This is a genomic window from Kineococcus haloalkalitolerans, from assembly GCF_050871905.1.
Lineage (GTDB): Bacteria > Actinomycetota > Actinomycetes > Actinomycetales > Kineococcaceae > Kineococcus.
Map to the genome: position 1 here is coordinate 44,877 of NZ_JBJLSH010000023.1, position 19,987 is coordinate 64,863.

The 19,987-nt window shown below is 77.3% G+C and carries 21 protein-coding genes and 1 pseudogene; 9 read left to right on the top strand and 13 right to left on the bottom strand.

What is annotated here, in order from left to right:
* Positions 1–32 precede the first annotated feature (32 nt).
* Both ACRYMY_RS10845 and ACRYMY_RS10850 read right to left on the bottom strand, forming a co-directional pair.
* Positions 33–875 (bottom strand): undecaprenyl-diphosphate phosphatase, encoded by an 843-nt coding sequence (locus tag ACRYMY_RS10845; RefSeq protein WP_432547293.1) that lies wholly within the window; start codon positions 873–875, stop codon positions 33–35.
* A gap of 224 nt (positions 876–1,099) precedes the next feature.
* Entirely contained in the window at positions 1,100–1,537 is a 438-nt protein-coding gene (locus tag ACRYMY_RS10850) for a DNA primase (RefSeq protein ID WP_432547272.1), read from the bottom strand.
* 29 nt (positions 1,538–1,566) lie between these two features.
* Between ACRYMY_RS10850 and ACRYMY_RS10855 the strand changes: the two genes are divergently transcribed.
* Positions 1,567–1,800 carry a DUF5703 family protein gene (locus ACRYMY_RS10855; RefSeq protein WP_373694864.1) on the top strand — a complete coding sequence of 78 codons (234 nt, stop codon included), beginning with the start codon at positions 1,567–1,569 and terminating at the stop codon, positions 1,798–1,800.
* Positions 1,801–1,865: 65 nt separating this feature from the next.
* Here ACRYMY_RS10855 and ACRYMY_RS10860 read toward each other — a convergent pair whose 3' ends face one another.
* The 4 genes from ACRYMY_RS10860 to ACRYMY_RS10875 all read right to left on the bottom strand — a co-directional run bounded on the left by ACRYMY_RS10860 (position 1,866) and on the right by ACRYMY_RS10875 (position 6,368).
* Positions 1,866–2,567: a DUF4190 domain-containing protein gene (locus tag ACRYMY_RS10860; protein ID WP_432547273.1), complete on the bottom strand. Its 702-nt coding sequence runs from the start codon at positions 2,565–2,567 to the stop codon at positions 1,866–1,868.
* 178 nt (positions 2,568–2,745) lie between these two features.
* Positions 2,746–4,602, bottom strand: coding sequence for an ABC transporter ATP-binding protein (locus ACRYMY_RS10865; RefSeq protein ID WP_432547274.1), 1,857 nt, complete (start codon positions 4,600–4,602; stop codon positions 2,746–2,748).
* A gap of 60 nt (positions 4,603–4,662) precedes the next feature.
* Positions 4,663–5,166: a DUF427 domain-containing protein gene (locus ACRYMY_RS10870; RefSeq protein ID WP_432547275.1), complete on the bottom strand. Its 504-nt coding sequence runs from the start codon at positions 5,164–5,166 to the stop codon at positions 4,663–4,665.
* 119 nt (positions 5,167–5,285) lie between these two features.
* The gene (locus ACRYMY_RS10875; protein ID WP_432547276.1) at positions 5,286–6,368 is read right to left on the bottom strand and encodes a carboxylate-amine ligase; all 1,083 of its coding nucleotides are present in this window, start codon (positions 6,366–6,368) and stop codon (positions 5,286–5,288) included.
* Positions 6,369–6,400: 32 nt separating this feature from the next.
* Here ACRYMY_RS10875 and ACRYMY_RS10880 point away from each other — a divergent pair, with 32 nt between their 5' ends.
* Positions 6,401–6,865 (top strand): PPOX class F420-dependent oxidoreductase, encoded by a 465-nt coding sequence (locus tag ACRYMY_RS10880; protein ID WP_432547277.1) that lies wholly within the window; start codon positions 6,401–6,403, stop codon positions 6,863–6,865.
* Between the two features lie 27 nt (positions 6,866–6,892).
* On the opposite strand, the gene ACRYMY_RS10885 is transcribed toward ACRYMY_RS10880, so the two are convergent.
* Positions 6,893–7,084 carry a DUF1059 domain-containing protein gene (locus tag ACRYMY_RS10885; protein WP_432547278.1) on the bottom strand — a complete coding sequence of 64 codons (192 nt, stop codon included), beginning with the start codon at positions 7,082–7,084 and terminating at the stop codon, positions 6,893–6,895.
* Positions 7,081–8,433, bottom strand: a complete 1,353-nt coding sequence (locus ACRYMY_RS10890) for an EAL domain-containing protein (RefSeq protein WP_432547279.1) — start codon at positions 8,431–8,433, stop codon at positions 7,081–7,083. Before ACRYMY_RS10890 ends, ACRYMY_RS10885 begins: the two co-directional genes overlap by 4 nt.
* Positions 8,434–8,774: 341 nt before the next feature.
* Between ACRYMY_RS10890 and ACRYMY_RS10895 the strand changes: the two genes are divergently transcribed.
* The 3 genes from ACRYMY_RS10895 to ACRYMY_RS10905 are packed head-to-tail and all read left to right on the top strand — an operon-like array spanning position 8,775 to position 11,532.
* Positions 8,775–9,914 (top strand): lytic transglycosylase domain-containing protein, encoded by a 1,140-nt coding sequence (locus ACRYMY_RS10895; RefSeq protein WP_432547280.1) that lies wholly within the window; start codon positions 8,775–8,777, stop codon positions 9,912–9,914.
* 25 nt (positions 9,915–9,939) lie between these two features.
* Positions 9,940–10,758 (top strand): phosphotransferase, encoded by an 819-nt coding sequence (locus ACRYMY_RS10900; RefSeq protein WP_432547281.1) that lies wholly within the window; start codon positions 9,940–9,942, stop codon positions 10,756–10,758.
* A gap of 57 nt (positions 10,759–10,815) precedes the next feature.
* Positions 10,816–11,532, top strand: coding sequence for a pyridoxine/pyridoxamine 5'-phosphate oxidase (locus tag ACRYMY_RS10905; RefSeq protein ID WP_432547282.1), 717 nt, complete (start codon positions 10,816–10,818; stop codon positions 11,530–11,532).
* A 52-nt stretch (positions 11,533–11,584) separates the two neighbouring features.
* On the opposite strand, the gene ACRYMY_RS10910 is transcribed toward ACRYMY_RS10905, so the two are convergent.
* Positions 11,585–12,367: an ABC transporter ATP-binding protein gene (locus ACRYMY_RS10910; RefSeq protein ID WP_432547283.1), complete on the bottom strand. Its 783-nt coding sequence runs from the start codon at positions 12,365–12,367 to the stop codon at positions 11,585–11,587.
* 82 nt (positions 12,368–12,449) lie between these two features.
* Between ACRYMY_RS10910 and ACRYMY_RS10915 the strand changes: the two genes are divergently transcribed.
* On the top strand, positions 12,450–13,259 hold the full coding sequence (locus tag ACRYMY_RS10915; protein ID WP_432547284.1) for a hypothetical protein: 810 nt from the start codon (positions 12,450–12,452) through the stop codon (positions 13,257–13,259).
* A gap of 23 nt (positions 13,260–13,282) precedes the next feature.
* Here ACRYMY_RS10915 and ACRYMY_RS10920 read toward each other — a convergent pair whose 3' ends face one another.
* The 3 genes from ACRYMY_RS10920 to glgA form a co-directional block, all read right to left on the bottom strand.
* Positions 13,283–13,831 (bottom strand): isoprenylcysteine carboxyl methyltransferase family protein, encoded by a 549-nt coding sequence (locus ACRYMY_RS10920; protein WP_432547285.1) that lies wholly within the window; start codon positions 13,829–13,831, stop codon positions 13,283–13,285.
* Positions 13,828–14,958, bottom strand: a complete 1,131-nt coding sequence (locus tag ACRYMY_RS10925; RefSeq protein WP_432547286.1) for a type III polyketide synthase — start codon at positions 14,956–14,958, stop codon at positions 13,828–13,830. Before ACRYMY_RS10925 ends, ACRYMY_RS10920 begins: the two co-directional genes overlap by 4 nt.
* A gap of 70 nt (positions 14,959–15,028) precedes the next feature.
* Positions 15,029–16,225, bottom strand: a complete 1,197-nt coding sequence (gene glgA / locus ACRYMY_RS10930; RefSeq protein ID WP_432547287.1) for a glycogen synthase — start codon at positions 16,223–16,225, stop codon at positions 15,029–15,031.
* A gap of 126 nt (positions 16,226–16,351) precedes the next feature.
* Between glgA and glgC the strand changes: the two genes are divergently transcribed.
* From glgC to serB, 3 genes are all read left to right on the top strand, one after another.
* On the top strand, positions 16,352–17,593 hold the full coding sequence (gene glgC / locus ACRYMY_RS10935) for a glucose-1-phosphate adenylyltransferase (protein ID WP_432547288.1): 1,242 nt from the start codon (positions 16,352–16,354) through the stop codon (positions 17,591–17,593).
* Positions 17,594–17,666: 73 nt separating this feature from the next.
* Positions 17,667–18,536 carry an LLM class F420-dependent oxidoreductase gene (locus ACRYMY_RS10940; protein WP_432547289.1) on the top strand — a complete coding sequence of 290 codons (870 nt, stop codon included), beginning with the start codon at positions 17,667–17,669 and terminating at the stop codon, positions 18,534–18,536.
* 83 nt (positions 18,537–18,619) lie between these two features.
* Positions 18,620–19,867, top strand: a complete 1,248-nt coding sequence (serB, locus tag ACRYMY_RS10945; RefSeq protein ID WP_432547290.1) for a phosphoserine phosphatase SerB — start codon at positions 18,620–18,622, stop codon at positions 19,865–19,867.
* Between the two features lie 24 nt (positions 19,868–19,891).
* On the opposite strand, the pseudogene ACRYMY_RS10950 reads toward serB, so the two are convergent.
* Positions 19,892–19,987, bottom strand: a pseudogene (locus ACRYMY_RS10950) (methyltransferase); the annotation flags it as partial.

Genomic DNA, 19,987 nt, shown 5'->3' on the forward strand with positions numbered 1-19,987 from the left:
GGCGCCGGCGCAGCGCCGGCGCCCTGGGCGGCTCAGCCGGGGTAGCCGTCGTTGAAGGCCGGCAGCAGCCCCCACAGCACCAGCGCGTACACCGCCAGCGCCGCCACGACCCGGTAGACGACGAAGACGGTGTAGCTGTGCGTGGTGATGAACCGCATGAGCCAGGCGATGACGGCGTAGCCCACGAAGAACGCGACGACCGTGGCCAGGGCCGTGGCCCCCCACGGCACGACGGCCCCGCCGCGCAGCTCGTCGAACAGCTGGAAGAAGCCGGAGCCCACGACCGCCGGCACGGCCAGCAGGAAGGAGTACCGGGCGGCCGCCTCGCGGGTGTACCCCAGCAGCAGGCCCATCGTGATGGTGCCGCCCGAGCGGGACACGCCCGGGACGAGGGCGGCGGCCTGGGCCAGGCCGAAGAGCAGGCCGTGCTTCCAGGTCAGCCGGTCCAGCGTGCGCTCGTGCTTGCCGAAGCGGTCGGCCAGGCCCAGCAGCAGCGCGAACACCCACAGCGTCGTGCCGATGACGACGAACCCGCGCAGCGTGTTCTCGATCTGGTCCTGGAACAGCAGGCCGAGCACGACGATCGGCACGCTGCCGAGGATGACCAGCCAGCCCATCCGCGCGTCCGGGTCGTCGCGCGGGACCCGCCCGGCCAGCGCCTGGCACCAGCGGGTGATGATCCGGCCGATGTCCTTGCGGAAGTAGATGAGGACGGCCAGCTCGGTGCCCAGCTGGGTGATGGCCGTGAAACCCGCGCCGGGGTCCTGCGCCCCGACGAGGGTGCCGACGACCGCCAGGTGCCCGCTGGAGGAGACCGGGATGAACTCCGTCAGCCCCTGGACCAGACCCAGGACGACGGCCTCCCACCAGGACATGACACCCGTCACGGTCCCGGCGGCGGTGTCCGTCAGCACGCGCGGGCACCCCCCGCGTCGATGCGCAGGGTCGTCGGCCGGGAGCGATCGGTGAACACGCTCGGGACCCTAACGGGTGGGTGTCACCCGGCCGGGTGCCGACGGGACGAGCGCACGGCAGCCCCGGCGCACGATCACCGGATGTTCACGCGCCGCTCGCGCGCACGCCGTCCGCGCGGACGGCGTCAGCGCCGGGGCGTCCCGCCGGTCCGCTCGTCGGCGTCCTCGTCGAGGTCGTCCTCGAGCTCGTCGTCGTCCTCGTCCTCGTCGTCGGAGTCGTCGTCGTCGTCGTCGGAGTCGTCGTCGGAGTCGTCGTCGGAGTCGTCGTCGGAGTCGTCGTCGTCGTCGGAGTCGTCGTCCTCGTCGTCGAGGTCCTCGTCCTCGTCCTCGTCGTCCTCGTCGTCCTCGCGCTCGTCCTCCACGTCGTCGTAGAGGACGAAGGGCGTGACCTCGTCGTAGGCGGAGTACAGGGCGTCGTCGTAGACCTCGAACGCCTCGGCCAGCTGCTGGTAGGCACCGGCGACGGCCGGGTCCGCCTCGCTGCGACGGCTGGAGGCCACCTCGAGGTGCCGCTCGAGGGCGGAGACCAGTCGCGCGAGCGCGGCACGCGGATCCGTCGTCATGACCACGACCGTAGCGGAGCAGGCGCACAATGGCAGCGATGGCTCCTCACACCACGCGCACCCGCGACCGCGCCGCCGACGAGCAGTACGAGTACCGGGTCCTCACCATCCCCCGCGAGACCTCCCGGGCCGACGCGCGCCGCCTGCTCACCGAGGAGGCCGAGTACGGCCGCTGGGAGCTGGCGCGCGTGCGCCTGTACCTGGGCGGCGCCCGCAAGGTGTGGCTGCGCCGGCGGATCATCCGCGTGGCCCGCACCGCCTGACGGACGACCGGGAGCGCTCCGGCCGGCAGCCGCGCCCCTCTGGTCCGCGACGACCGCTTCAGGCGTCAGCCAAGCGCCCAGGCGACTCGATCGTCGCGGAAATCGCCGAACTGCTCGATCGTCACGACGCCTCCCGCGATCGCCTCGACGGGCACGTCGAAGCAGACCTGGTACTCCGCTCTACCTCCGGTGCGCAGTCCCGGCTGGTCGAAGGCACTGCGCGGGACGACAGCGGAGCAGCGGCTGTAGTTGCGGGCATCGGTGCCCTGGAACTCAGCGACGAGGTCGATCCAGGGGTTGGCCTCTTCAGCCGTTCCCTCGTAGGTAGCTGTCACGTCGACGAGCACGTACCGGCCCTCGGGCAGGTCGTTGAACTCGTTGGCCTCGGCGATCACGTCGTCCGCGGCGGGGTCCACCGCGGTCACGGTCACCACGTAGTCCCCCACCTCCGCCGTGGCGCCGACAGCGAGCGCTTGAGCATCAGCTTCGGCGGCTGCCTCGGGCTCCACCTCGGTGTAGCCGCGCTCGACCTCGGTCACGGCCTGGTCGACGGACTGGACGGCTGCCCCGACGAGGACGTTGACGAGGACCGCGCCGACGATGGCCACGGGTGCGAGCACGACACCGGTGACGGCCATCCCCCGACCTGCTCCACGACGCGCCAGGGAAGCGATGCCGAGGGCGAGCCCCACCAGCGCCAAGACGATGCTGCCGACGTTGAGCACAGGCACCAGGCACCCGAGGACCGCCAGGATGCCCAGGACCATGGATGCCACCGCGAGTCCCGCCCCCCGTCGGTGAGCCGGGGGCGTGAGTGGAGCGGGTGGGCTGGGGTAGGACACGCGACGCTCCAGGAGTCGACCGGCGCTCGCGGGCCGCGACGCCTCAGTGGTGCAGCATCCAAGCACCCTGGGGGGACACGCAGTGAGCTCCCGACACTGCGCGTCAGGCGGTGGCGAACTGGGTGGCGTGCAGCTCGGCGTAGCGCCCGCTCAGCGCCAGCAGCTCGGCGTGGGTGCCGCGCTCGACGATCCGCCCGCCCTCGACGACGAGGATCTGGTCGGCGCCGCGGACCGTGGACAGCCGGTGGGCGATGACGATGGCCGTGCGGCCCTCCAGCGCCTCGTCCAGCGCCTCCTGCACGCGCGCCTCGGAGTCGGAGTCCAGCGAGGCCGTCGCCTCGTCGAGGACGACGACGCGCGGGTGGGCCAGCAGCAACCGGGCGATGGTCAGCCGCTGGCGCTCCCCGCCGGAGAAGCGGTAGCCGCGCTCGCCGACGACGGTGTCCAGGCCGTCGGGCAGGGCAGCGACCAGGTCGCCGAGGCGGGCGCGGTGCAGCGCCTCGAGGACCTCGGCGTCGGTCGCGTCCGGGGCGGCCAGGCGCAGGTTGGCGCGCAGCGACTCGTGGAACAGGTGCCCGTCCTGGGTGACGACGCCGACGCTGCGCCGGACCGACTCCGCGGTCAGGTCGCGCACGTCCACCCCGCCCAGCCGCACGGCCCCCGCACCGACGTCGTACAGGCGCGCCACCAGGGAGGCCAGCGTCGACTTGCCCGCGCCGGAGGAGCCGACGAGCGCGACCACCTGCCCCGGCTCCACGCGGAAGGACACGTCGTGCAGGACGGGCGCGCCGCCGCGCGGGTCCAGGACGGCGACGTCCTCCAGCGACGCCAGGGAGACCTCCGTCGCGGAGGGGTAGGCGAAGCTCACGCCGTCGAACTCCACCGACAGCGGCCCGGCCGGGGCCGGCACCGCGCCGGGGCGCTCCTTGACGGCCGGCTCCAGGTCGAGGACCTCGAAGACCCGCTCGAAGCTGACCATCGCGCTGGACAGGTCGGTGCGGGCGCTGGCCAGCGCCGTCAGCGGCGCGTACAGGCGGGTCAGCAGCAGGGCCAGGGTGACGATGCTGCCGGCGTCCAGCCGCCCGGCCACGGCGGCCAGCCCGCCCACGCCGTAGACCAGCGCCAGGGCCAGCGCCGACACCAGCGTCAGGGCCGTGACGAACACCGTCTGCAGCATCGCGGTGCGCACGCCGATGTCGCGCACGCGGCGGGCGGCCGCGGCGAAGGCGCGCGACTCCTCCTCCGGGCGCCCGAACAGCTTCACGAGGGTCGCGCCGGGGGCGGAGAAGCGCTCGGTGCTCTGGTTGGTCATCGCCGCGTTCAGCTGCGCGGCGTCGCGCGAGAGCCCCGCCAGGCGCCGGCCGACGCGGCGCACCGGCAGCACGAACACCGGCAGCAGCACCAGCGCCAGGGCGGTGACCTGCCAGGAGATGCCGACCATGACGGCGGCGGTCAGGGCGACCGCGACGACGTTGCTGACGATCCCGGACAGGGTGCCGCTGAAGGCGCGCTGGGCGCCCAGGACGTCGCTGTTGAGGCGGCTGACGAGGGCGCCGGTGCGGGTGCGGGTGAAGAAGGCCACGGGCATGCGCTGCACGTGGTCGAACACGCGCCGGCGCAGGTCGAGGATGAGGTCCTCGCCCAGGGTGGCCGACAGCCACCGCACGCCCAGCCCGAGGGCGGCCTCGGCCAGCGCCACCGCCGCGATGAGCAGCGCCAGGCGCACGACGAGGTCGCCGTCGCCGGCGGTGACGGCGTCCACGGCCCGCCCGGCCAGGACGGGCGTGGCGACGGCCAGGACGGCGGCCAGGACGCTGCCGGCGACGAAGACGCCCAGGCGCGCCGAGCGCTCGCGGGCCAGGGCGACCACGCGGCGCACGGTGTCGCGGGAGAACGCCCGGCCCTGCTGCTGGACGCTGCTGCGCCACACGGCCGACCACGCGACGCTCTCCATGCTCACGCCGGGGCCAACACCGCGCGCGCGACGGCTATGCCGCGGCGGCCACCCGCCGGCGGGCGCTCACCAGCCGGCGGTGCCGGGCCCGCCCTTGAAGGGGCCGTCGAGCTCGTCGCTGACCCACCCGCCGTAGAAGCCGCCGGGCTGCGGGCGCACCTCCTCCTCGTCCAGCAGGCACACCACGCGCCCGGGCGCGCACCCGGCGGGCACGGCGACCGCCCCGGCCAGCTCGCGGTAGGCGGGCACGGGGTCCGGGTAGGTCCAGGCGGCCCCGGCGGCGACCACGCCGCCGTCGGCGTCCAGGACGTCCAGGTAGGAGGCGCGGCCCTTCCACTCGCACCAGCTGCTGCCGGCCGCCGGGCGCAGCAGCCGCCCGTCCAGCGCCGGCGCGGCGACGTAGTACGTCGGCGGGTGGGAGGTCTCCAGCACCCGGTGGGCCAGGCCGGAACCGGCGGGGGCGTCGGCCAGGACGACACCGTCGACGAGCACCCGCACCCGGCGGGCGGCCGGTTCCAGGCGCGGGGGGCGGGGGTAGTCCCAGACGGACTCGCGGGCGGGTGCGCTCACCGCACCAGGGTGCGCGCAGCGCTCGGCGGGCGCCCGCCGGGCGGGCGCGGGTCCGGCGCCCGGTCCCGCCTCACCCTCAGGTGCAGGTCGATCCCCAGGGCTCACCCTCGGGGTGAGGCTCAGGCGAGGGTGACCGTCGCCGCCTCGCGCACCAGGGCCGGCAGCCCCGCCGCGCGGGCCCGCTCGCGCTGCCAGCGGGCGCCGGTGCCGCGGGCCAGCACGGCGTCCGTGCCGGCGCGGACGGCGTCCAGGTCGCCGGCGGCGGTCAGCGGGCCGCGCACGTGCTCCACGAGCTCGGCCACCACGGCGGCGGCCGGGGCCGGGCGCCCGGCGGACGGGGAGACCAGCTGCCCGTCCACGCCGTCGCGGGCCGCGCGCCAGGAGGTCAGCCGCAGCAGCTGCGGCGGGTCCTCGGGCGCGGGCAGGCCGGCGCGCGCGTCGGCGGCGGCGCGCTCGACCAGCGCGCGGACCAGGCGGGCCAGCAGCGCGGCGTCCTCCGCGCGCAGGCACACGTCGGCCACCCGCACCTCCACCGTCGGGTGCACGGCCGACAGGCGGGCGTCGGCGTAGACCATCCCCTCGTCCAGCAGGACGCCGGTGGCCAGCAGTCGCTCGCGCAGCTCGTCGTGGTGGGCCGCGGTGCGGAAGGGGCCGGCGGGCCCGGCGCTGGGCCAGCGGCCCCACACCTGCGAGCGCCAGCTGGCGTAGCCGGTGTCCTGCCCGCGCCAGTACGGCGAGTTGGCGCTCAGCGCCAGCAGCACCGGCAGCCAGGGGCCGATCCGGTCCAGGACGGCCACGCCCTCCTCGCGGTCGCCGACCTCCACGTGGACGTGGCAGCCGCAGGTCAGCTGCTCGGCGGCCAGGGCGCCGAAGCGCTCCACGATCCGCTCGTAGCGCTCCCCCGGCGCCACCCGCGGCCGTACGTGCTCCGGGTGGGTGCCCAGGGCGACCAGCTGCGCACCGGCGCGCGCGGCGGCGTCGGCCGCGCGCCGGCGACGGGCGCGCAGGTCGGCCAGCAGCGCGTCCGCGTCGCGGTGCGGGGCGCTGCCGGTCTCCACCTGCTCGCGCTGCAGCTCCGGCTCCAGCGCGCCGGGCGCGGCGGCCACGAGCTCGGGGGCGCTGGGGCGGGCCTCGCCGGTGGCCGGGTCGACGAGGAGGAACTCCTCCTCCACGCCCACCCGGCGCGCGTCGGCGCCGCTCACGCGCGCGCCGCGCACCGGTAGCGTGCCCGTCCGTGCCCCGGACCATCGCCACCACCACCCGCGTCGACCGCGAGGGCCTGCTGGAGTTCCTGCGTCCCCGCCACCACGTCGTCCTCCTCACGCACCGCTCGGACGGCTCGCCGCAGCTGTCGCCCGTCACCGCGGGCGTCGACGCCGCCGGCCGCGTCGTCGTCTCCACCTACCCCGCGCGCGCGAAGGTGGTCAACGCGCGCCGCGACCCGCGCGTGAGCCTGCTCACGCTGTCCGACGACTTCGGCGACGCGTGGGTGCAGGTGGACGGCACGGCGGAGGTGCTGGACCTGCCGGAGGCGCTGGAGCCGCTGGTGGAGTACTTCCGGTCCATCTCCGGCGAGCACCCGGACTGGGACGAGTACCGCGAGGCGATGCGGGCGCAGGGCAAGTGCCTGCTGCGCATCACCCCGCAGCGCTGGGGCCCGGTGGCCACGGGCGGCTTCCCCGCGCACCTGGCCGGCTGAGGCCGGCGGGCCGGCCGGCCCGACCGCTCAGGCGCCGGGCGCGGGGCCGACGTCGCGCAGCTGCGCGTCGACCTGCGCCACCACCGCCGGCGGCACGGCGTCCAGGCCGTGGACCTCGCGGGCGTGGCGAGCCACCTGGGCCAGGACGCTGTCGCGGTCGGCGCCGACGAACTCCTCGTGGCACCCGGGCAGCACGTCCCCGCAGCGGAACGCCTTCACGGTGCACCTCCTCGCGCTCGGGCAACGGCGCCCGGCTGCCACCGGGCGGCGCTGCGGCCGGCCGCCCCGGTGCTGGAGCGGCTCCCCGACGCCAGGTCGAGCACGACGTCCTCCACGCCCACGACCCCGACGAACCGGCCGGTGGCGTCGGTGCACACCAGCGGGTCGAAGCGGGCCCCGGCGGCGCGGGCGACGGCGCGCACGGCGACGTCGTGGACAGTGTCCTCCGGCGCGAACGTCACGTCCACGGGGACCGAGCGCACCCCCGAGGGGTCGCGCTCGTCGGGCACCACGAGCGCCACGGGCACGTCGCGCACGTCCACGACCACCACGGTGGTGCGCTCGGTGCCCGCCACCCCGGCGGCCTCCGGCAGCGAGCGGCTCGTCTTGGTGCGCCGCGCCAGGTCCCCGGCCCGGCGGCCCTCGGGACCGGCGGGCCCGCCGCGCCCGGTGCCGCGGCGCAGGTGCTCCAGCGCCCGCGGCGACAGGGACTGGAAGCGCGGCTCCGGGCGGGCCAGCAGGTGCCCCTGGACCAGCGGCACGCCCATGCCGCGCAGCACGTCCAGCTCGGCCGGGGTCTCCACGCCCTCGGCGACCACCCAGGCGTCCAGGCGCCCGGCGCACTCGCCCAGCAGCTGCACGAGGGTGCGCCGCACGACGTCGCCCTCCAGGCCGCGGACCAGCTGCAGGTCGACCTTGACGACCTCCGGGCGCAGGACGGCCATCCGCAGCAGCCCGGAGTGGGCGGTGCCCACGTCGTCCAGCGCGACGACGGCCCCGCGGGCCCGCAGCGCGCGCAGCGGCTCCAGCAGCGCCTCCGGCTGGCAGTCGGCGTGCTCGGTGACCTCCAGCACGACGCCCGACAGGTCACCGGCGCCGAGCAGGACGTCCAGGACGCGGCCGTCGAGCAGCGAGGTGGGGCTGGCGTTGACGGTGAGGAACTGCCCGTGGGGGGTGCGGGCCCGCAGGCCCACCGCGCGGCGCAGGACCAGCGCGTCCAGCTCGGCCGCGCGGCCCAGCGCACGCGCGGCGTCGAACCACCGCTCGGGGCCGGCCGGGGCGGGCGCCTCGTGCGCCGGGGCGCCGGACCGGGCCGGGGCGGGCAGGTCGACGCGGGAGAGCACCTCGTGGCCGGCCACCCGCGCGGCGGCGAGGTCGACGAGGGGGTGCAGCACCAGCCGCAGCGACTCCGGCGCGGCGAGCAGGGCGTCCAGCCGCTCCGACCAGCCGGCCGCGTCGGCGGTGCCGGTCGGTGGTGCCGGCCCGGTGGTCCCGGCGACGAGCTCCCCGGCGGCGCGCTCCACCGGCGGCGCGGGTGCGCGCCGGTGACGGAGCCGGGGGTCGCTCACGGGCGGGCTCCTCCTGCTGCTGCGGTGCCGGGCGACGGGCCCGGTCCCGCCGCAGCGGGTGCGCACGGGCCCGCGACGCCGCGGGTCGTGGTGGTGCGGTCGTGCTGCCGAGGGTGGTGCGGTGCACCGTCGGCCGTCCCGACGGTCCGCGAGCATAGTGCGCCGACGTCCGCCTGTGCAGCCAGACAAGTACGTTGCGTGACATCGACCCGCCGGGCGGGTGGCGCCGGACTTCTCGGCGGGCTCAAGGCAGGCGCCGCGGGCGTCGATGCCCCGGCGTGGCCGCCACCCGTCGCCGGACGTCCCGGAGGAGCAGCGCGCCCGCGAGGGCGCTGACCGCGGTGGCCGCCGTCCTGACCGGCGCCGCCGTCCTGTGCGCTCCGGCGGCCGCCTCCCCCGCCGCGGGCTCCTCCGGCTCCTCCGGCTCGTCGAGCGGCGCCCGGACGGCGGCGCAGGCGCGCGCGGAGGCCGGGCGCGCCCGGGACGCCGCGCGCGAGGCCACCGCCCGGGTGGAGGACGTGCGCGCGGCGCTGGAGCGCCAGCGCCGGGCCGTCACCGACGCCGTCTCGGCGGGGATCCGCGCCGAGGTCGCCGCCTCCCGCGCCGCCGCCGAGGCCGACGAGGCCGCCGGGGCCGCGACCCGCCGCGTCCGCTCCCTCTACATGGCCGGGGGCACCCCGGTGACGCGCTCGCGCGCCTGGACGGCGCTGCGCTCGCTGGCCGAGGGCGGCGACCCCGTCGCCGCCGTGCGCGGGCGCGACCTCGCGGTGCAGGCCGCCGGCCGGCGCGGCGTGCGCGAGCAGCGGGCCGCCGAGCGGGTCGCGGTCACCGGCGGCGCCGCCGCCGACGAGGCCGACGCCGACGCGCTGGCCGCCGTGGCGGGCCTGCGGGACGTCGCCGAGCAGTCGGTGCGGATGGCCGACGCCCTGGCGCGCGCCCAGGAGCGGGTCGCCGCGCTCGACGAGGAGGCGGGCCGCCTGCAGGCCGCCGAGGACGCCGCCCGGGAGCTGGAGCGGGCGCGGGCCGCGGCGGCGGAACTGGCGGCCCGGGCCAGCGCCGGGGCGGCCGCCGTGCACGCCCGGCCCGCCCCGGCGGACTGGGGCGCGCTGTACGCCGCGGGTGCGGCGACCTGCCCGGGGATGCGGGTGGCGCTGCTGACCGCGGTCGGGCAGGTGGAGAGCGGGCACGGGCGGAACAACGGTCCCTCCTCCGCCGGGGCGGAGGGCCCGATGCAGTTCATGCCGGCGACGTTCGCCGCCTACGGCGTGGACGGCGACGGGGACGGGACCGCGGACGTGTGGTCGCCGGCGGACGCGGTGCGCTCGGCCGCGAACTACCTGTGCGCCAACGGCGGCGGCCGGGGCCGCGACGGGGAGCGGCGCGCGCTGTACCGCTACAACCGCGCCGAGTGGTACGTGGACATGGTGCAGCGTCTGGCCGACGAGCTGGACGCCGCGGGCTCGACGGGCTCCGCGGGCTGACCGGCGGGCGGTCTAGCCTCGCCCGGTGACCGACGACGGCGCACCGGCACCGGGCCCGCCCGGCGCTGCGGGTCCCCTCGACGTGGCGGGCCTGCGCGTGGAGGGGCTGGCCGTGCCCGCCGTGGTGCGCCGCCTGGCCGGCGGGGCGGCGGTGGAGCCGGTGTGGCGCAACGAGGTGGGCGGGACGACGTTCCGCGTGGCCGCGACGGGCGGCGCGCCCGCGCGCTACGTCAAGCACGCCCCGCCCGGGGCGCCGCTGGACCTGCGTGCGGAGGCGCGCAAGCTGGCGTGGGTGGTGCGCTGGACACCGGTGCCGCGCGTGCTGGACGCCGGCCGCACCGCCGCCGGGGAGGCGTGGCTGGTGACGCAGGCCCTGGACGGCGAGAGCGCCGTGGCGCCGCGCTGGCGGGCGCGCCCGGCGGCGGCCGTGGCGGCGCTGGGGCGGGGGCTGCGGGCGCTGCACGAGGCGCTGCCGGTGGCCTCCTGCCCCTTCGACTGGTCGGTGGCGCGCCGGCGGATCGCCGCGGTGGGCGACGTGACCCGCCTGCCCCCGCAGCCGCCGGTGGACCGGCTGGTCGTCTGCCACGGCGACGCCTGCTCGCCGAACACGCTGCTGCGCGACGACGGCAGGGGCGGCGCCCTGGTCGCCGGGCACGTGGACCTCGGCGCGCTGGGCGTGGCCGACCGCTGGGCCGACCTGGCGGTGGCGACCCTGGCGACGACGTGGAACTACGGCCCCGGCTGGGAGGACCTGCTGCTGACCTCCTACGGCGTCGACCCGGCCGACCCGGCGCGCGCGGCGCGCACGACCTTCTACCGGGCGCTGTGGGACGTCGGCCCCTGACACGCCCCGGGGTCGCGGCGGTCGGCGGGGGCCGCGGGGCGGCAGTACCGTCGCCTCGTGTCCAGCACGACCTCGCGCCCGCAGCCGCACCCGCCCGCGCCCGGGGTGGACGGGCCGGGAGGCTCGGTGCGCGACTGGCTCGAGGGCCTGCCGCTGCTGCGCGCGGACCCGCCGCCCTTCGACCCCGAGGACGCCCCGGCCGACCCGCTGGAGCTGTTCCTGGCGTGGCTGGGCGACGCGGTGGCCGCGGGCGTGCCCGACCCGCACGCGCTGACGCTGGCGACCGTGGACCCCGCGGGGCGCCCGGACGCGCGGGTGGTGGTGCTGCGCGACGTCGACGAGTCCGCGCTGTGGGTGGCCTCCTCGGCGGTCAGCCCCAAGGGCCGGCAGCTGGACCGGGTGCCGGTGGCGGCGCTGGTCTTCCACTGGCCCCAGCGCGGCCGGCAGGTGCGGGTGCGCGGCGGGGTGCGCCTGGCCGACCCCGAGCGCACGGCCGCGGACTTCCTCGGCCGGCCCGCACAGGTGCGCGCCGACGCGCTGGTGGCCCGCCAGAGCGAGGCGCTGCGCCACGAGGGGGAGCTGGCCGACGAGCTGGGCGACGCCACCGACCTGCTGCGGGTGGAACCGCACGTGGTGGCCCCCACGTGGCGGCTGTGGGGCGTGGACGCCAGCCGGCTGGAGTTCTGGCAGGCCTCCGGCGACGGCCAGCACCTGCGGCTGCGCTACGACCGTGACGAGAGCGGCGGCCACCGGCAGACGCGGCTGTGGCCGTGAACCCGCAGCGCTGACCCCCCCGGCGCTGACCCCCGGCGCCGGGCCCGGGGGATCAGGCGGCGCGGGCGCTGAAGCGGCCGTCGCGGCGCTCCAGGCGCAGCGCCAGCCCGAACGTCTCGCCCAGCCGGTCGGCGGTGAGGACGTCCCCCAGCGGGCCGGCGGCGACGACCCGGCCGGCGCGCAGCAGCAGCGCGTGCGTGGTGCCGACGGGGACCTCCTCCACGTGGTGGGTGACCATCACCGACGCCGGGGCGGCCGGGTCGGCGGCCAGCCCCGTCAGGCGCCGCAGCAGGTCCTCGCGGCCGCCGAGGTCGAGGCCGCCGGCGGGCTCGTCGAGCAGCAGCAGCTCGGGGTCGGTCATGAGGGCGCGGGCGATCTGCACGCGCTTGCGCTCGCCGTCGGACAGGGTGCCGAAGCGCCGGTCCGCGAGGTGGCCGACGCCCAGCAGCCCGAGCAGGTCGGCGGCGCGCTCCTCGTCACCGGGGTCGTAGGCCTCCTGCCAGCGGCCGGTGACGCCGTAGGCGGCGGTGACCACGACGTCGCGCACCCGCTCGCCGCCGGGCACGGCGCGCGCCAGGTCGGTGCTGGCCAGGCCGATGCGCGGGCGCAGCTCGAAGACGTCGACGCGGCCCAGGACCTCCCCCAGCACGGCGGCCGTGCCGCTGGTGGGGAACAGCCGGCCGGCGGCCACGGACAGCAGGGTGGACTTGCCGGCGCCGTTGGGGCCGAGGACGACCCAGCGCTCACCGTCGGCCACCTGCAGGTCGACGGCGTCGAGCAGGACGTTCCCGCTGCGGCGGACGGTCACGGCCTGCAGGTCCAGCACGTCGCTCATGGCCGCGACCCTAGCCAGCGGCCCGCGCCGGTCCGCGCCCACCCGCGCCGAGCGGGCCGGCGGCGGTCGTAGGCTCCTGCGCGTGCTGGACCTGCCACGCTCCGCGCGCCTGGCCGCCTGGGGCACCGGGGTGCTCGCCGGGACCGCCGGCCTGCAGGCCGCGGTGACCGCCGTCGTGCGCGACGACGAGCCGCACGCGGTGCGCTGGGACGCCACCGCGCCCGACCTGCCGGGGCTGCCCGCGGCCCGCGACGGCGACCTGGCGCTGCTGCTGGCCGCTCTGGCCGAGTGCCCGGGCGCGCAGCTGCTCGTGGTGCTGCCGGTGCCGGGCGACCCGCGGGGCCTGCCCGGCCCGCCGCCGGTGAACGTCGCCGCGCTGGAGGCCGGCGAGTGCGTCGTGGCGGAGGTCGCGGGCAGCGCGCAGCGGTGGGCGCTGCTGCCGGAGGTCGCCGAGTTCGGGTCGGTGTGGGAGCCGGGCGCGCACGTGACGTGGTCGGTGCTGGCGGCCGCGCCGCGCCGGGCGCCGGAGTCCTCCAGCGTGGCCGACTCCGAGCGCGAGCTGCGCCTCGCGCTGGGCACGGCCACGCAGGCCCTGGCCTCGCTGGACGTGGCCCGCTGGCGCGAGGACGCCGCCGACCGCATCGCCGCCGTGCGCGACGGCGCGCTGGCGCCCGACGCGGTGCCGCCGGGGCTGCCGCCGCGGGCCGCGCGGGTGCTGCAGACGGCCGCGCGGGTGCTGGCGATCGTCGAGCTGGCCAGCGAGGACGACGGCGCGGCGATCACCAGCCACGAGGCGGCGTCGCGGGCGCGGGCCCTGCGCGAGGTGGGCGCGGTGGCCCGGCGCGCGGTGACCGCGGCCGTCAACGCGCACACCGAGCCCGTCCGCGGCTGAGGTGCCGCCGGGCCCAGCGGTGCTCAGCGGACCTCGGCGCGCGCCGGCGGCAGGGTGGCCAGGGCCCGCTCCTCGGCCGGCAGCCGGAAGCCCAGCAGCAGCACCGCGTTGAGGACGCTGAAGACCAGCGCGGTCAGCCACGCGGTGTGCACCAGCGGCAGCGCCACGCCCTCCACGACGACGGCCACGTAGTTGGGGTGGCGCAGCCACGGCAGGCGGTACGGCCCGCGGGTGACCGGCGCCAGGCCCGGCACGACGATGACGCGCGTGTTCCAGCGCGGCCCCAGCGCCGTGATGCACCACCAGCGCAGCCCCTGGCTGGCCAGCGCCAGCACCAGGGCGCTCCACCCCAGCCACGGCAGGAAGGGGCGGTCCAGCAGGACGACCTCGGCCACGCACGCCACCAGCAGGCCGGTGTGCAGGACGACCATCGGCCCGAAGTGCCCGCGCCCGCTCTCCACGCCGCCGCGGGCGGAGGACCAGCGGGCGTTGCGGGTGGACACGACCAGCTCGGCCAGCCGCTCCAGGCCGGTGGCCACGACCAGGGCGGTGAACCACAGGACCGAGGTCACGCCGCCTCCCCCACGCTCCCGCGCGGCGCGAGCGCGGCCCGCTGCGCGGCCGGGCGCAGCAGGAGCACCTCGGTGCTCACGCCGGGACCCACGGCCAGCAGGACGGTGTCCCCGCGCGGGCCGGTCTCCAGCAGGTCGGCGAGCTGGTGCAGCACCGAGGAGCTGGACAGGTTGCCCGTCTCCGCCAGCGCCCGGCGCGAGCGCTCCAGGTCCTCCCCGGCCAGGCCCAGGCAGCCGGCCACGCCGTCGAGCACCTTCGGCCCGCCGGCGTGGACGAGCCAGTGCGCCACGTCGCCCACCGCGAGCCCGTGCCCGCCGAGCAGGGCGTGCACGTCGGCGGGCAGGGCGCCGGCCACCAGGCGCGGCAGGTCGGCCGACAGCACGATGCGGAAGCCGGTGCTGCCCACGTGCCAGCCCAGGGCATCCGCCGAGTCCGGGTGCACGCGGCTGCGGGTGGTCAGCACGTCCAGCCCGACGGGGTCCTCCGGGGCGCCGGGCGGCGGTCGGTGCGCGCGGGCGCGCTCGTCGCCCAGGACGACGACCGCGGCCGCCCCGTCGCCGAACAGGCCGCTGGCGACGAGGTTGGCGGTGGAGGGGTCGTCGTGCTGCAGCGTCAGCGAGCACAGCTCCACCGACAGCAGCACGCCCACCTGGTCGGGGTGGCCGACGAGGTGGTCGTGCACGCGGGCCAGTCCCGCGGCCCCGGCCACGCAGCCCAGCCCGAAGGAGGGCAGCCGGGTGACGTCGGGGCGCAGGCCGGCGCGCTGGACGAGCAGGGCGTCCACCGAGGGGGCGGTCACGCCCGTGACGGTGGTGAAGAGCAGGAAGTCCACGTCGGTCGGGTGCAGGCCGGCGCGCGCCAGGGCGCCCTTCAGCGCCCGCTCGGCGAGGTCCAGGGCCAGCTCGGCGAACAGGCCGTTGCTGGTGTCGAAGGAGCGCGGCTCGGCGTAGCGCTCCAGGGGCAGCGCCAGCGACCGCTGCTCGACGCCGCTGGCGGCGTGCAGGCGGCGCATCAGCCGCTCGGCGCCCTCCTCGCGCGCCAGGAGGGGCGCCAGGGCGTCGGTGATCCGCTCCTGCGGGTAGGTGTGCGGCGGGAGGACGGGCTCGACCGCGGTGATCCTGGGCACGTCGCGATGCTGTCACCCGCCCGCCGACCCCGCCCGGTGACCATCCCCCGCCCACGGCCCCCGGGCGGCCTCAGCCGGGCAGCACCGAGCGGTAGACGTCGAGGGTGCGCTCGGCGATCGCCGTCCACGCGAAGCGCTCCACGGCCCGGCGGCGGCCCGCGGCGCCGCGCTCGCGGGCGCGGTCGGGGTCGGCGACGGCCTCGGTCAGCGCCGCGGCCAGGTCGGCGACGAACCGGTCGGGGTCCACGGGCGCGCCGGTGCCGTCCTCGACCTGCTCGATGGGCACCAGCCAGCCGGTGACGCCGTCCTCGACGACCTCGGGGATGCCGCCCGTGGCGGTGCCCACGACGGCCGCCCCGCAGGCCATGGCCTCGAGGTTGACGATGCCCAGCGGCTCGTACACCGAGGGGCAGACGAAGACGGTGGCCTGCGACAGGTGCTCCAGCAGCTCCGCGCGCGACAGGTGCCGGTCCAGGTGCACGACGCCGCTGCGGGTGGCGCGCAGGTCGGCGACCAGCCCGGCGACCTCCGCGGCGATCTCCGGGGTGTCGGGGGCGCCGGCGCACAGCACCAGCTGCACCTCCGGCGGCAGCTGGGCCGCGGCGCGCAGCAGGTGCGGCAGGCCCTTCTGGCGGGTGATGCGCCCGACGAAGACGACGCTGGGCCGGTCCGGGTCCACGCCGTTGGCGCGCACGAGGTCGCGGCCGGCCACGGGCGTCCACTCCTCGGCGTCGATGCCGTTGTGGACGACGTGCACGCGGCCGGGGTCCAGCGCCGGGTAGCTGCGCAGGATGTCCGCGCGCATGCCGGCGCTGACGGCCACGACGGCCGCGGCGGCCTCGTAGGCGGTGCGCTCGGCCCAGCTGGACAGCGCGTACCCGCCACCGAGCTGCTCGGCCTTCCACGGCCGCAGCGGCTCCAGGCTGTGCGCGGTGACCACGTGCGGCACGCCGTGCAGCAGGGAGGCCAGGTGCCCAGCGGTGTTGGCGTACCAGGTGTGCGAGTGCACCAGGTCCGCGCCGGCGGCGTCGGAGGCCATCGGCAGGTCCGCGCCCAGGGTGCGCAGCGCCGCGTTGGCGCCGGCCAGCTCCGCCGGCTCGGCGTAGGCGGTGACGCCGGCCTCGTCCCGGGGGGCGCCGAAGCAGCGCACCCGCACGTCGGGGGCGGCCGCGCTGGCGCGCAGGGCGCGCACGAGCTCGGCCACGTGCACCCCGGCCCCGCCGTACACCTCCGGCGGGTACTCCTTCGTCATCAGGTCGATCCGCATGGTGGCTCCTGTCGCGCGTCCCGCCGGTGGGGCGGTCACCGTACCGCCGACGCGCCGCCGCGCCCGGGCCGGGGAGATCGCGCGCGCCGCGTGTGCGCGGGGCCCCGCGGCCCTATGGTGCGGAGGGTGGCTGCTCCGAAGGTCCTCGCGATCGTCCTCGCCGGCGGGGAGGGCAAGCGGCTCATGCCGCTGACCGCCGACCGCGCCAAACCGGCCGTGCCCTTCGGCGGCACGTACCGGCTCATCGACTTCGCGCTGTCCAACCTGGTCAACGCGGGGTACCGCAAGATCGTCGTGCTGACGCAGTACAAGTCCCACAGCCTGGACCGGCACATCTCCCAGTCGTGGCGGATGTCGAACCTGTTCGGCAGCTACATCGCCTCCGTGCCCGCGCAGCAGCGCGTCGGCAAGCGCTGGTACCTGGGCAGCGCCGACGCCATCTACCAGTCGATGAACCTCATCAGCGACGAGCGCCCCGACATCGTCGTCGTGGTCGGCGCCGACCACGTGTACCGGATGGACTTCTCGCAGATGGTCGAGGCGCACGTGGCCTCCGGCGCCCCGTGCACCGTCGCGGCGATCCGCCAGCCCATCTCGCTGGCCGACCAGTTCGGCGTCATCCAGACCGCCCACGACGGCAGCGGCCGCATCGAGCAGTTCCTGGAGAAGCCGAAGAACCCGCAGGGCCTGGACGACGCCCCCGACCAGGTGCTGGCCTCGATGGGCAACTACGTCTTCGACGCCGAGGCGCTCGTGGACGCGGTGACCCGCGACGCGGACGAGCAGGACTCCAAGCACGACATGGGCGGTGACATCGTCCCCGACTTCGTCGAGCGGGGGCTGGCGAACGTCTACGACTTCAAGGACAACGACGTCCCCGGCGCCACCGACCGCGACCGCGCGTACTGGCGCGACGTGGGGACGATCGACAGCTACTTCGAGGCCCAGATGGACCTCATCTCGGTGATGCCGGTCTTCAACCTCTACAACTACGACTGGCCGATCATCGCGGCGCAGGACTTCTTCCCGCCGGCGAAGTTCGTGCACGGCTGGCAGGGCACCTACGGGCACGCGGTGAACTCCATCATCTCCGGCGGCACGGTCGTCTCCGGTGCGCTGGTGGAGAAGTCGGTGGTCTCGCCGAACGTGCGGCTGGACTCCTGGGGCCACGTCAGCGAGTCGGTGCTCATGGACGGCGTGCGGGTGGGCCGGCACGCCGTGGTGCAGCGCGCCATCGTCGACAAGTTCGTGGAGGTCCCCGACGACGCCCGCATCGGGGTGGACCCGGAGGAGGACCGGGCGCGCGGGTTCACGGTCACCGAGTCCGGCATCACCGTCGTCGGCAAGGGGCAGGTCGTCCGCCCCTGACCCGGCGCGCCGGCCCCGACGCTCCCGCGCCGGCCCCTCGCGGGCGGGCGCGGGGTGCGGCAGAGTCGGCGCCATGACCTCCGACACCGCGGGGACCGACACGTCCTCCGCCAGCTCGCCCGCCGCCAGCGCCGCCGCCGCCGACCCGCGCCCGGTGCGGATCGGGGTGCAGGTGCAGCCCCAGCACGCCGACTACCCGGCGATCCGCGCCGCCGCGGCCCGCGCCGAGGAGCTCGGCGTGGACGTCCTGCTCAACTGGGACCACTTCTACCCGCTGTACGGCGAGCCCGAGGGCCTGCACTTCGAGTGCTGGACGATGCTCGCCGCCTGGGCCGAGGCCACCGAGCGCGTCGAGCTGGGCGCCCTGGTGACCTGCAACAGCTACCGCAACCCCGAGCTGCTGGCCGACATGGCCCGCACGGTCGACCACGTCTCCGCCCACGACAGCGGCACCGGCCGCCTGGTCCTGGGCATCGGCTCGGGCTGGTTCCAGAAGGACTACGACGAGTACGGCTACGAGTTCGGCACCGCCGGCGGCCGGCTGGACAAGCTGCGCGAGGACCTGCCGCGCATCGAGGCGCGCTGGGCGAAGCTGAACCCCGCGCCCACCCGCGACATCCCGGTCCTCATCGGCGGCGGCGGGGAGCAGAAGACGCTGCGGATCGTCGCCCGCCACGCCGACGTGTGGCACGGCTTCGGCGACGTGGACACCTTCGCCCGCAAGTGCGCCGTCCTGGACGAGCGGTGCGCCGAGATCGGCCGCGACCCGCTGGAGGTGGAGCGCTCGATCGGCCTGGACTCCGGCGCCGACCCGGCGCAGGTGGGCGACGCGTACCACGCGGCCGGCGCCCGGTTCATCACCGTCTCCACGGGCGGGCCGGACTTCGACATGGGCGCGGTGCGCGACTGGCTGGCCTGGCGGGACGAGAAGAACCGCGGCTGAGCGCGGGCGGGCGGCGGGTGCCGCCGCCCGCCCGTCGTCACGGGTGACACCGGCGTCACCGGTGGCGCCGGTACTGTGCCCGCGTGCCGGCGACCACCTCCCCGTCCCCCGCGCCCGCCGCGAGCGCGGCGGGCCCCGCGCGCACCGTCCTGGTCACGGTCACCGGTCGGGACCGCCCCGGGGTGACCTCGGCCCTGTTCCGGGCGCTGACGCCCACGGGGGCGGAGGTCCTGGACGTCGAGCAGGTCGTCGTCGGCGGCCACCTGACCCTGTCCGCGCTGGTGACCTGCCCCGGCGAGGGCGTCGTGGAGCGGGCCGTGGCGGCCCTGGCCGGCGCCGACCTGTCGGTCGGCGCCACCGCCTCGCACGCCGAGCCGCCGCGCCGGCCGCAGCGCCTGCACGTGACGCTGCTGGGGGCGCCTCTGCTGCCGGCGGCCGTGGCGCACGTGACGGCCGTGCTGGCCGAGCGCGGCGCGAACGTGGACCGCATCCGCCGGATGGGCCGCCACCCCGTCACCAGCGTCGAGCTGGACGTGTCGACCGACGGCACCGCCGCCGACCTGCGGGACCTGCGCCGCACGCTGGCGCGCGAGGCGGGCCGGCACGGCCTGGACGCGGCCGTCTCCCCCGGCGGCCTGGCGCGCCTGGGCCGGCGCCTGGTCGTCATGGACGTCGACTCCACCCTCATCCGCCAGGAGGTCATCGAGCTGCTGGCCGCCCACGCCGGGCGGGAGGCGGAGGTGGCCGCCGTCACCGAGCGGGCCATGCGCGGGGAGCTGGACTTCGCCGCCTCGCTGCGCGAGCGGGTGGCGTGCCTGGAGGGCCTGTCCGTGGACGTGGTGGAGGAGGTGCGCCGCGCCGTCCAGCTGACCCCCGGGGCGCGCACCCTGTGCCGCACGCTGCACCGCCTGGGCTTCACCCTGGCGCTGGTCTCCGGCGGCTTCCTGGAGGTGGTGGGGCCGCTGGCCGCGTCGCTGGGCATCGCGCACGTGCGGGCCAACCGGCTGCAGGTGGTGCACGGCACGTTCACCGGCCGGGTCCTGGGGCCGGTGGTGGACCGCGCGGCGAAGGCCGCGGCGCTGCGCGAGTTCGCCGCCGCGGAGGGCGTGCCGCTGGCGCGCACGGTCGCGATCGGCGACGGCGCCAACGACCTGGACATGATCGACGCGGCCGGGCTGGGCATCGCCTTCAACGCCAAGCCGGTGGTGCGCGAGCAGGCCGACGCCGCCCTCAACGTGCCCTACCTGGACGCGGTGCTGCCGCTGCTGGGCATCACCCGCGAGGACGTGGAGGACGCCGACGCCGCCGAGGGCGTGCTGTCCGAGGGCTGAGGCCGGACGCGCCCACCCGCAGCCCAGGTCCAGCACGTCACCGGTGGCGGCCGGGTCCTCGGGCACGAGCGGCAGCAGCACCGCGGTGCCCGGGTCGACGCGGTCGGCGGAGAAGACCCC